The following is a 12,391-nucleotide window of genomic DNA, read 5'->3' on the forward strand; positions in this document are numbered from 1 at the left end:
AAAAATGGACGAAACCATGTTAGGAGAGAATATCCACTATGAAAAAGACAGTTTTATCTTTAACTTTAGCTGCGTCTGTATTAGCGCTTGGTGCTTGTAGCGGCGGAGACAGCAAAGCAATCGTTACTTCTAAAGTGGGCGATATTTCAGTAGCTGATTTTAATGAAAAGGCAAAAGCTTTAACAGGCTCATATGTAATGCAGCAAATGCTAACTGAAAAAGTATTAGCTGATAAATATGAAGTAACAGATAAAGAAATCAAAGAAGCGTATGATACAACTGCATCACAATTTGGTGATGGCTTTACACAAGCGCTTGCTGAAAGTGGCTTAACAGAACAGGGCTTTAAAGATTCTTTACGTGTTCAACTTCTTCAAGAGAAAGCTTTGAAAGATCAAGCAATTAAAGAAGAAGATGTGAAAAAATACTACGAGCAAATGAAAACAGAATTAAATGGTCGTCATATTTTAGTAGCAGATGAAAAAACAGCTAAAGAAGTAATTGAAAAAATTAAGGGTGGCGCTAAGTTTGAGGACGTTGCAAAAGAGTACTCAACAGATACTGGCTCTGCTCAAAAAGGTGGAGAGCTTGGATGGTTCTCTGTAGGTTCAATGGTAGATGAATTTAACGATGCCGCTTATGCTCTTGAATTAAATACATTAAGTGAACCGGTAAAATCTAGCTTTGGTTACCATGTAATTGAAATTACGGACAAGCGTGATGTAAAAGGTGTTGGTTCATTTAAAGACGAAGAAGAAAACATTCGTTCAACTATGTTAAATAAACTGAACCAAACTGGTGAAGCTCAGACGATTCTTAAAGATATCGTTGCAAAAATGGCTAAAGATGCCGATGTGAAAACATCTGATAAAGATTTAAAAGAACCACTTAAATTCTTTACAACAACAAGTGAAGAACAAGCAAAAGCAGCTGAAGAAGCAGCTAAAAAAGCTGAAGAAAATGCGCCAAAAGAGGATTCCGAAGATAAAGCAGAAGATACTGACAAGGAATCTAAATAATTAGAGTCTAGTATATAACAAAAAGAGAAGCACCTGATACATCAGATGCTTCTCTTTTTTCTCTATTTTACTTTAAATTGGCTAATTTCAGTTTGCAGGTCATTTGACATTGTTTGAAGAATATTTGCAGCACTTGCTATTTCCTCATTAGAAGCACTTTGTTGCTCGATAGATAAAGCAATATGCTGTATGCCCGAAGATGTGCCATTCGCTATGCCAACGACTTCTTTTACAGCATCATCTGTTTGACTTGCTTTCTCATTGACACGTAAGACAATATCCTTTACTTCCGTTGTACGATGACTTATCTGTTGCAAATATAAGACTATATTTTTAAAGGTATCGCCTGTCTGTTCAACAGATTCACGGCCTTCCTCCACAAACTGTGTCCCACTATTAATAGCATAAACAGCACTGGAGGTTTGGCTTAAGATATCATCCACCAATGTTCGAATATTATCTGCAGCCTTTCCAGATTCCTCTGCTAGCTTTCTTACTTCATCTGCCACTACTGCAAAGCCTTTTCCAGCCTCCCCTGCACGAGCTGCTTCAATAGATGCATTCAATGCAAGCAAGTTTGTTTGATCTGTAATACTTGTAATCAGCGCTACAATCGTACTGATTTCCTTCGATTTTTCGCCTAAAGCATTTACAACTGCGGTTGACTGATGAACAGATTCATTAATGGTATTCATTTTTTCAATCGTTTGCTCAATTAGTTGTAATCCTAAATCAGCCTTTTGGTTCGTTTCAATTGCTATTGAGGCCACTTCCTGTACAGCAGAAGATGCATGATCCATATCTTTAGTAATTAAATGTGCTGATTCAGATAATAAATCCATTTGCCTTAATTGTCCTTCTGCACTGGAGGCAATTTCCCCAATGGCACTAGAAATAGTTTCAACTGTTTGACTGCTTTGCTCGGTAATCGTTGTAAATTCCTTTGTAAAGGTTGATACATCTGTCGATGCCTTATTCGTCTTTTCAATGACCGTCCCAATTTGCTCTAGCATATGATTAAATTCAGTCGATAATTGACCAATTTCATCTTTTAATCGATCATCAATGCGAACAGTTAAATCGCCATCAGCAGCCTGGGTCATAGCATTTAACACACGCTTGACACGCCTTAAGACAATATACCTTGTACATAACGAAATAATTACTGTGCCAATAAATAACGAAATAAATGTATTAATGGCAACCCCAGCACTTCCATTCAAATGCACTACCTTCTCGAATTGACGACTAACAAATTCTGAAATATGGGAGCTAATAAATAAGCTTATGCCGATAGCTAGTATCATTTTGAAAATTAAACTTTTCCAAAACTTAATTTTCCGTGAAAAAAGTCCCTCTGTATCCATTACTTTTCCCCATTCCTATAATTTCTCTCTCTATTCTAAATTAAATATTCACATTGGTACAATAGTTAGGCACTATTAGTAAATATATGAATACTTAGACTCAGAGAAATTAATAACGAATAGTTATACAGCAATGTCAGTTTATGAGCTGATTGATACTGCTTTTTATATAGTAGGCTTATAGAATGAACGATTATCAAGAGGGAAGAGTCTCTCTGTAAATTCGCCAGGTGTCGTTTTACCTAATGCCCTTGTTAACATATTCATCTTTGCATCAATGTTATCGATATAATGCAAAATTTCTGCTTCCTGAATCATAGGTTTTTTCGGGCTACCCCACTCTTCTTTCCCATGGTGAGACAATACCATATGCTGTAACAGCATGACTTCCTCACCTTCAATTTCAAGCTCACTAGCAATCTTAGCAATTTCATTTACCATAATTGTAATATGGCCTAATAAATTACCCTCCACTGTATACATTGTGGCAACTGGGCCTGATAACTCTACAACCTTTCCTACATCGTGTAAGATAATTCCAGCATATAATAAGTCACGATTTAATGTTGGATATAGATCAGCAATGGCTTTACCTAGTTTGAGCATGGAGACCATATGATCTAATAAACCTGACGCATAGTCATGATGATTTTTAGTCGCGGCTGGAAAAACTAAAATAGCCTCTTGATGTTTTTTAATTGCTGCTCTTGTAATTCTTGAGATGTTAGGGTTTTTAATGTCAAAGAAAAATTGCGTTAATTCTTCGTATAGTTGTTCTTTTGGTGTTGCAGAGGAAGGCACTAAATCATGAATAGCAATTCCTTCCTCTGGCTTAGCAACACGGATAGATTTAATACGCAATTGATTCTTTCCTCTATAGTCATGAATCTCTCCGCCAACACGTACAATGGCTTCCGCATGGTACGTCTTTTCATGATCCTCATTCGTGTCCCATAGCTTTGCCTCTATATCCCCACTCTTATCTTGTAATATTAGCGACATAAATGGCTTTCCAACGGTTGTAACCCCTTTTGTCGCTTGTTTTATTAATAAAAATTGATCAACTACTTCTCCAACTTGGAGCGTCGTAATCCCTTTCATGTTGACGCCACTCCCCTTTCGTTTGCTAATGCTCCTATATCGACAATCTGCTCTTTCTGCCAATAATTGAGCATTGTGTCATGACAAGTAAAATATAAAATTTGACGCTCATATCCTACTTCTTTCATTAATTGTACCATTTTGTTTGTGCGGTTTCGATCAAAATGGACAAAAGGATCGTCCATAATCATTGGAAATGGAGCAGCGCTCACTAGGGTTTTTGCTAGAGCCATTCGCAATGCAATATAAGTTTGCTCTTTGGTAGCCTGTGACAACTCCACCATTTGATAACGTATTCCTGCAGCATCCTGTGCTACAAAATAACCATCCTCATGAATCGAAAGTTTGTCATAGTTCCCTCCTGTTAGTAAACGGAATATAGCATTTACCTCTTCAAGAACATGAGGTAATTTTTCTTCACGAAGACGGAATAAGGTTTCGTGAATAGCTGTTGCCACCGCTTTTTTAGTTGCCCACTGCTCAATTAACTGCTGCAATTCTGTTTTCTCCTGCTCAAACTGTTGAAGTAATTGACCATACTTTTCATCATTTAATAGCTGCTCTTTTTCCATTAGCAAAGCAGCACGTTGTTCCAGACATTGATCAATTTCTAGTTGCAATGATTGCTGCTCTTGTTCTAAAGCAAATATGCGCTCGTTAACAGCGTCCTCAATCAGATTTTCCTTCTGTTGAAGAGCGAGTGAAGATAATTGAGCCTGAACGGTTTGCAATTCTGCCTCAATTTTTTTTCTCTGTTCAAATTGCTCATGCATTTCATAATAGGCCTGTTCATTTTGGATCTTTGCTTCTTTGAATAGCTCGGACATTTCAGCAGTATAACGATCCATTCTTGATTGTCCACCTTCTATTTTTATTTGGACGCTGGCTAGCTGATCTATTGCATGCTGAGCTTGCTGCTGTTGCTGTTGTGCTTCAAGGTAGGCTGTTCGTAAATGCATATAAATTTCATGTTCATCATAGGCTCCATCTAAAACCCGCTGAAGCTGCTCATAAATGCTGTTTTTTTCTACCTGCGTTTCTTGCAACAGACTTGAGGTACTGTTTCTTTTAGCTGCTAATTCTTGTACACCACGAATACGCATAAATAATTCGGGCATTAGCGATCTGGCTATCGTTCCTTGTAAGCGATAACGCTTTAAAAAATGTTGGAGTGTTTGAGTGGCTTCTTCACTCTCCACCTCCGTTAGTTGAATTTTATATTCAAGAGAAGTATATTTCTGCTCCTTTTCTTTCTGCTGTTCATTGATGTGTAACAAGCGATCTTCATATCTTTGCTTTTTAATAAGAACTGCTTGTACTGTTAATTCCTCTTGCTCTAACTCCCGTAGGAGGATGCTGTGCTCTTTATTAGTAGGTTCATCTGCTTGCTTAACATATCGAATAAACAAAAAGGATAGCAATGATAAAACCGCTCCAATTAGGATTACAATTATGTTTTTTTCAAATACACCATAAGCAAACGACATGAAGCCAATCAGTAGTACAAGCCAGATAAAGTCATGAGGTTTCTTCTGCTTACTTCGTTGCGATTTGGCAACACGTAATTGCTCAAGCCTCCGCTTTTGTTGAGGCCATTGTGCTAAAATATGTTCTTCCTCACTTGTTAATGACTCATGCATTAGCTGTTGCTTCTGTTTGGCTATGGCATCTAATTCTAGGTGTACTTGCTCGAGTGAACGTAGATGAAATTTTAGCTCTTCCTCCGCCTCCTCTAATTTACTTAATTGAAGCTGAAATTGTTGCTCCTGTTGGAGTGATACTGTTTCGTTCAAAAGATTTTCTTGTGCTTCTTTCTCTGTTACACCTAGTAAACGAAACTGTGCTTCAATTTCTTGTTCGAGCAAAAATAGATCATCCTGTAAATTTTGCTCTTTCACCATTAGCTGATGCCACGTTGCCTCTTTTTGCATAAGGTAAGCCATTTCATTGACCTTTTGATTATCCACTGTTGCAAGTATTTTCTCCTGTAATGTTTGATGCTGCTCCTTTAATTGCATCAATTGTTGACTTTCATGTAACAGACGATCCTTTGCTTGTTCATACCGTCTGATACCCTCTGAAGGAAACTGAACATGTTGAAAATTGGTCATTGTCTGTTGCAATGTCTGTTGCTGCTTGAGAAGAGGAAGTGCTTGTTTTTGAATAGTTAATTGCTGCCATTGTTGCTGTTGCCGTTTCTGCGTACCAAATAGCTGTTCTAGCTTTTGCTCAAATAATTGTAATTGCTGTAATTTACCCTCAAAGGTTCGAATCTTCCCCTGCTCCAGTTTAATTGTCCGCTCAAGCTGCTTTAGTTGTTCAATCTTTTGATTAATCAATGGCACTTTACCTGTCTTTTTAAACAGCTCACTAGCCTCTTTATCCATTTTCTTTTCAAGGGTGGATAAATACTGAATACCTGTTGTACCTGAGGCAAGTAGCAAATGGGTTAGCTCCTCTTCAGACATTTTTTCAATACCTTGTAGTTCATGCAGTGAAAAAGAAAAAATGGCTTCAAAGGATGCCCTAGAATAACCATATAAAAGCTTTACTAACAACTCCTCATGCCCCGTTGTTCCATCCTCTAGGTAGACAGTAACATCTCCAGCAGCCTTTCCTTTCACACGTTCAACTGTACATTGACCATAAATTGGGTGTAAAAGTGTCAGCTGACCTCCATATTTCGTTGAAATTTTCGGCTCATATTTGCGCTGTATCTGCTGCCTTGTTGGGAAACCAAAAAGCATTTGTAGTATAAACTGCTGAATTGTCGTTTTTCCTGCTTCATTTAATCCATAAAAAATAGTGACACCATCATTTAACGAAATGGAGATATTTTCATGCTTACCAAAGCCATATATTTGGATTTTTTGTATTGTCAGCATGTAATCACGCCCTTTGAATTTCTTCTGCTAATAAAGTCTGTGCACGATGGGTTAAGTTCTCAATATCCTTTTCACTAAGTGGCTCTATTAGCCTCGCACCACCAGCATATTGGTACAAATCTTTTAGAATATCCTTCCATTCATTACTGTCCCATTGCTCCATTAAGCTCACAACGGATTGAGTTGTTGCTGTATGCTCATAAAATCTCGCTGCCTTTTGCAACACCATTTTTTGTACCCAACACATTGGTTCCATACCTTCCTCAGCCTCTCGAATAGTCTCTAACCATGCATCTACTGTTGCATGCTCAAATAAAGCTTCCGTTTGTTCGTCAATATGTTGCAAATGAAGCTCTACTACCGCCGCGCCATACTTCTTCCTATTGGCTGTAATCGCTTCTGCACATCTCTTCAATAATTCATTGGCGTGTACCACATTCGTACAATCCACCTCTATGGTGCTATAAACGACAGCAGAGGTAGAGATAAAATCAAGCTTAGTCGATGTTTTGGATAACGTCACATCATAAAAGCCTTTCATTCCTTGTTCTTTACGATGTCGACTTTGAATATTGCCTGGATAAACAATTGGAGGGTTTTGATGTAAAAGCTGTCGTTTATGAATATGGCCAAGCGCCCAATAATGATAGTTCTTTTCAAGTAACTGTTGCTTTGTAAAAGGGGCATACACATCATGTGTCGTATTGCCTGCCTCACTGCCATGAAGCATACCAATATGAATGGCATGCTGATCATGTGCAGTTGGATAGCTTTCAATAACGGATGCTTTTAAATGACGTTCAGGATAACTAAAACCATATATATTCACTTGTTGACCCCGTATTTTTAATTGAACTACACTCGTTTCAGCTGGTAATTCATAGACATTACTTGGTAAAGCAAAACGTGTCCATGTGCCATTTAAATGATCATGATTTCCGTAGCCTACAATGACAGGGATATTGTGTTGAAAAAGCTTCTCCATTGCATCTTGAAATCTTCGTTGTGCTTGCAAGCTACGATTTTCACCATCATAAATATCTCCAACAATTAGTAAAAAATCAGGTTTTTCCTGAATCGCTTTAAGGATAATTTTATCAAACGCTTCAAAAGTGCTTGACCGTATTTTCTTTAAAATGGGTTCGGGTAGACCAAATAAGCCCTTAAATGGACTATCTAAATGTAAATCTGCCATATGGAAAAAACGAATTGCTGACATCCAATCACCTCAAATAGTAGATAATTCTCTCTTTAGTGCAAACCAAAGTAATAAAAAGTAATAATATGTTGATTAATCAAAACCGAATATTTGTTCTATTTTATCATAATTCATGTTTGATGAAAAATGCTATTACGGAAAAAAACAACATTGCCTTACTTTTTCCACAATTTTCGTAATTTATCAAAAAATTCACTAGTTTTACCGTGAAGTTTATAAATCTTCTATGTATAATAGAAATATATTCAAGTAAAAGGGTGGGGTCTGTATGGAGAATTATCGTTTTACAGCTTTTGAAAAAACAGGAGAAACATTGTTTGATGAAACTTGGACTTTTGAAAATGATGAGGCTGCTAAACTAAATGGACAACAACAAGTTGAGGAAAAAGGTGTTGCCGATAAAACTCATCGTCTTGTAAACGCTTCTGGTAAATTAATTTTATTCCATGTTTAGTGGCTAATAAAAGGCACGTAGTCAATGGTTTGCTACGCGCCTTTTATTATTTTTATTTGCCTACAAAGACAGGCGTTCTTTTCTCTACAAATGCATGAATGCCCTCGACATGATCTGTTGTTTTACGCATTGCAGACTGGCCCTCAGCCTCTAATGCTAAGATATTTTCTAGCTGTGGCATATTTTGTGCATGTAGAATTTTTTTCGTTGTAATCATGGAAGAAATCGGGGATGCAAGCATTTTCCCCACCAGCTGATCTGCCATTGCAAATACAGTGCCCTCTGGTGCAATATAATCAATTAACCCTGCATCTAATGCTTCTTTTGCTGTTAATACCTTACCCTCCCATATCATTTGTTTCGCTCTAACAGTACCTACACGCTCCTTCATGAAGAAATGACCGCCACCATCTGGAATCAGTCCAATTCCAATAAAATTCATAGCAAGTTTACTATTTTCACAGGCTACAATAATATCTGCCCCTAGGGTTAGACTAAATCCTAAACCTGCTGATGCACCATGAACCGCTGCAATCACAATCATTGGTAGCTGATAATATGCCTTCACGATACGTGTCAGATAAACCATTGCCTCATCAATATTCAGTGGTTTGCTTTCATCTAGCATTGCTTTTATATCACCACCCGCAGAAAAGACCTTTCCTTCTCCGCGAATAACAAGCACCTGAATATCTTTTTCCTGTTGTAGAGCTTCAAAGCATTCTGCTAGTTCACGCATCATGACATCATCCATAGCATTCATCGCCTGCGGACGATTCAACGTTAACGTTGCGCGACGTTCTAATTTTTCTAAAGTAATTGTTGAAAATTCCATCTCTATAACCCCCAAATATGAATAGTCATTCACTATATAATTCGTGTTTTTTTAGAAAACTCCTTCTCTCTAAGCAAAAATGCTCCTTGTTATGCTATATTAAAGGACGAATATTGAGATAAAGGAGGTAACGTATTTTGACACAAAAAGACTATCGTGTATTACTTTATTATAAATATATTACGATTGAAGATCCTGAAGCGTTCGCAGAAGAACATTTAGCATTGTGTAAAGAGATAGGGCTTCTTGGTCGTATTTTAGTAGGTTACGAAGGTATTAATGGAACTGTATCAGGTACCATTGAGCAAACAGATGCTTACATGAACCATATGAAGGCAGATGCTCGTTTTAGTGATATTATGTGGAAAATTGATGAGGTTGAAGGGCATACCTTTAGAAAAATGCATGTACGTCCTCGTAGAGAAATTGTTCACCTAGGTTTAGAACAGGATATCAATCCGTTAGAAATCACAGGTGATTATTTAACACCTAAAGAATTTATGGAACAGATGCAAGATGACAACACAGTAATCATCGATGCCCGTAATGACTATGAATATGATCTGGGTCATTTCCGAGGTGCTGTTCGACCAGATATCGAAAACTTCCGTGACCTACCTGCTTGGATGGAGGCACATAAAGAAGAGTTTGCCGATAAAAAAATCTTAACTTATTGTACAGGTGGTATCCGCTGCGAAAAATTCTCTGGTTGGCTAAAACGCGAGGGCTATGGTCAGAGCGTAGGTCAATTACACGGCGGTATTGCTACATATGCGAAAGATCCTGAAGTAAAAGGTCAATTATGGGATGGTCAAATGTTTGTTTTTGACCGCCGTCGAAGTGTACCGATTAATCAGGTGGAACATGTCATTGTTGGGAAGGATTATTTCACTGGGGAGCCTTCTGAACGATACACAAACTGTGCAAACCCAGCGTGTCATAAGCTAATGCTTTGTGAAGAAAAACATGAGGCATTTTACATGCGAAGCTGTTCAGATGATTGTCGCCGCGCAGAACGCAACTTTTTCGTGGAGGAAAACGGTTGGACAAAGGAACAAGTTGAAGAACAAATTGCTAAGATTGCAGAGGTTCAAAAATCAAATTGTTAATCCCTTTCATAATTTAATCAAGGTAAGCATCACTGTGAGATTTCCGCTCAAAACTTCAGCATAGTGATCTACTTCAGCATTATCAATCCATTTAAAAAGAGCATCGTTCATCAAGACGATGCTCTTCATTATGCACTTTATCCTTGTCCTAAATAACGTCCTACCTGACGTCCACTAAATAAACAGCCACCAACAAATGTCCCTTCTAAAGCACGGTAGCCATGGACACCACCGCCACCGAAACCACTTACTTCACCAGCTGCATATAACCCAGGAATTGGCTGACCGTCCATGCCCAAAACAGCGCCATTTAAATTTGTTTGCAAGCCACCTAAAGTTTTCCTTGTTAGAATGTTTAAGCGAACAGCAATTAAAGGCCAATTTTTGGTATCTAAAATTTTATGTGGCTTGGCAACACGCACCCATTTATCGCCAATATAATTTCTTGCTCCATGAATAGCGTTTACTTGCAAATCCTTCGTAAACTTATTGTCCATTTCCCGATCTCTGGCCAAGATTTGCTCTTTAATCTTCATGAAATCAAGTAGCTCATTCCCAGCAAGTTTATTCATTCCATCTACAAGTTCCTTTAGATCATGTGCAATCACAAAATCCTCTCCGTAATTTTTAAAAGCTTGGATAGGAGCAGGTGGGCCTGGTAAAATGCGTTTTAAAACGTCACCAATGCTTTTGTTTGTTAAATCTGGGTTTTGCTCTGAGCCAGATAAAGCAAATTCTTTCTCAATAATTTTCTCCGTTAAAATAAACCAGGAATAGTCATAACCTGTTTTTTGAATCGCCTCTAACGTACTGAGTGTATCAAACCCTGGAAAGTTGGGTGCATGAAAACGATTCCCCTCTGCGTCAAACCACAGGGAGGAGGGACCAGGCAATATCCGAATTCCATGGTTGGGCCATATCGGATCCCAATTTCTTAAACCCTCTGTGTAATGCCACATGCGATCACGGTTTACAATGCGTCCCCCAGCATGTTCCGTGATCTCTAGCATTCTTCCGTCAACGTAAGCTGGTACACCACATACCATATTTTTTGGAGGTGTCCCTAATCGAGTAGGCCAATTTTTTCTCACTAAATCAAAATTTGCCCCAATACCACCACTTGCTACAATCACAGCTTTCGCTTCGTAGGAAAATTCACCGATTCCTAATCTCGAACTTTTTTCACCTCGATTAATAAAGGTTTCAGCTAGCACCGTTCCGCTAATTCCTGTAATCTCACCTTCTTGCTGCACAAATTCATCCACACGATGTCTTGGCTTGAAGTCTATGAAGCCTTCTTTCATAGCCTGTTTTACTTTATCTACAAATGGCTTTACAATGCCAGGGCCTGTTCCCCAGACAATGTGAAATCTAGGTACTGAATTGCCATGCCCTCCTGCCAACGAGCCTCCCCGCTCTGCCCATCCAACAACTGGGAAAAACTTTATACCTTTTGACTTTAACCAGTCGTATTTTTCACCTGCAGCAAAATCGACATATGCTCTTGCCCATTTATATGCCCAAGAATCCTCGTCTTCTAAACGATCAAAGCCTGCAGTTCCTTGCCAATCCTGCCATGCAAGCTCCTTACTATCTTTAATTCCAAGCCTTCGTTGCTCTGGAGAATTTACTAAAAATATTCCACCAAAAGACCAATATGCCTGTCCTCCGATTGAATTTTCAGGCTCTTGATCTACTAAAAGAACTTTTTTCTTTGCATCGATTAATTCACAAGCTGCGACTAATCCTGCAAGACCAGCACCGACTATTGCAACATCGTACTTCATTCTTACACCCCCAAATCAATCATCCTTAACTAACATTCTTCTCTCACGGTCTGTTTACCTTCTACTTTTTATATTTTTGTCTAAATTGTGACAAACAAAAACGTTCGCTTTCTTAGAACAAATCCATGGATAATTAGCATAAAGCATCTATTTTATTCCATTTAATTCCCATATAATTTTCCATGCTAAACCTACACAGAAACTTGATACTGTCGGACTTTGCAAATATCGTTAGCGCTTTCATTGTACTTTCCAAAAAGACGAACAATAAATAAAAATAATATAAAGAATGTTCGTTTTTAGTTATTTTTCAGACTTTTGAAGTCAGTATTTTTAAAGTTTTTAAGAAATATCGTTGACAAAGGTGAACAATAGGGATTATGATGTTAACAAATTTAATCACAAAAAATATAACGACGGAGACACACTAGTCGCAAGAAAATCCAAAGAGAGCTGATGGTTGGTGCAAATCAGTGATTTCTACGATAATAGTTCCACTCCTGAATAGATAGGCTGAACAACTTAAAAGTAAGCTTATCCGTCTCATGCACGTTACGCATATAGCTAAGACTGCCAGAATAAATTTTCCAGCAGTGATTAAGGGTGGTACCGCGA

Annotated in this window: 10 protein-coding genes and 1 other annotated feature (1 of these 11 cut by a window edge); of the genes, 3 read left to right on the forward strand and 7 right to left on the reverse strand. The window is 38.1% G+C overall.

Annotated features, from left to right (window positions below; all coding sequences use genetic code 11):
• Positions 1-38 precede the first annotated feature (38 nt).
• Positions 39-1,019, forward strand: a complete 981-nt coding sequence (locus PSR12_RS19415) for a peptidylprolyl isomerase (RefSeq protein WP_274770179.1) — start codon at positions 39-41, stop codon at positions 1,017-1,019.
• 62 nt (positions 1,020-1,081) lie between these two features.
• Here the strand turns inward: PSR12_RS19415 and PSR12_RS19420 are convergent, their stop codons facing one another.
• The 4 genes from PSR12_RS19420 to PSR12_RS19435 form a co-directional block, all read right to left on the reverse strand.
• A complete protein-coding gene (locus tag PSR12_RS19420; protein ID WP_274770180.1) occupies positions 1,082-2,386 on the reverse strand; it encodes a methyl-accepting chemotaxis protein in 1,305 nt (434 codons plus the stop codon).
• Positions 2,387-2,551: 165 nt separating this feature from the next.
• The gene (gene yhaM, locus PSR12_RS19425; protein WP_004230771.1) at positions 2,552-3,487 is read right to left on the reverse strand and encodes a 3'-5' exoribonuclease YhaM; all 936 of its coding nucleotides are present in this window, start codon (positions 3,485-3,487) and stop codon (positions 2,552-2,554) included.
• Entirely contained in the window at positions 3,484-6,372 is a 2,889-nt protein-coding gene (locus PSR12_RS19430; protein WP_274770182.1) for an ATP-binding protein, read from the reverse strand. Before PSR12_RS19430 ends, yhaM begins: the two co-directional genes overlap by 4 nt.
• A 4-nt stretch (positions 6,373-6,376) precedes the next feature.
• Positions 6,377-7,591: a metallophosphoesterase family protein gene (locus tag PSR12_RS19435; protein WP_274770184.1), complete on the reverse strand. Its 1,215-nt coding sequence runs from the start codon at positions 7,589-7,591 to the stop codon at positions 6,377-6,379.
• Positions 7,592-7,859: 268 nt separating this feature from the next.
• On the opposite strand from PSR12_RS19435, the gene PSR12_RS19440 reads away from it, so the two are divergent.
• On the forward strand, positions 7,860-8,045 hold the full coding sequence (locus tag PSR12_RS19440) for a YhzD family protein (protein WP_004230778.1): 186 nt from the start codon (positions 7,860-7,862) through the stop codon (positions 8,043-8,045).
• 52 nt (positions 8,046-8,097) lie between these two features.
• Here PSR12_RS19440 and PSR12_RS19445 read toward each other — a convergent pair whose 3' ends face one another.
• Entirely contained in the window at positions 8,098-8,880 is a 783-nt protein-coding gene (locus PSR12_RS19445) for an enoyl-CoA hydratase (RefSeq protein ID WP_004230780.1), read from the reverse strand.
• A gap of 137 nt (positions 8,881-9,017) precedes the next feature.
• Here PSR12_RS19445 and trhO point away from each other — a divergent pair, with 137 nt between their 5' ends.
• Positions 9,018-9,989: an oxygen-dependent tRNA uridine(34) hydroxylase TrhO gene (gene trhO / locus PSR12_RS19450; protein ID WP_004230782.1), complete on the forward strand. Its 972-nt coding sequence runs from the start codon at positions 9,018-9,020 to the stop codon at positions 9,987-9,989.
• 6 nt (positions 9,990-9,995) lie between these two features.
• Here trhO and PSR12_RS19455 read toward each other — a convergent pair whose 3' ends face one another.
• Together PSR12_RS19455 and PSR12_RS19460 are read right to left on the reverse strand one after the other, a co-directional pair.
• Positions 9,996-10,118, reverse strand: coding sequence for a hypothetical protein (locus tag PSR12_RS19455; protein WP_255601252.1), 123 nt, complete (start codon positions 10,116-10,118; stop codon positions 9,996-9,998).
• Positions 10,119-10,126: 8 nt separating this feature from the next.
• The gene (locus PSR12_RS19460; RefSeq protein WP_257520525.1) at positions 10,127-11,776 is read right to left on the reverse strand and encodes an FAD-binding dehydrogenase; all 1,650 of its coding nucleotides are present in this window, start codon (positions 11,774-11,776) and stop codon (positions 10,127-10,129) included.
• Positions 11,777-12,180: 404 nt separating this feature from the next.
• Positions 12,181-12,391 (forward strand) — a binding site (T-box leader); it runs 31 nt beyond the window's last position.

The sequence above is a fragment of the Lysinibacillus sp. G01H genome (assembly GCF_028872195.1).
GTDB lineage: Bacteria > Bacillota > Bacilli > Bacillales_A > Planococcaceae > Lysinibacillus > Lysinibacillus capsici.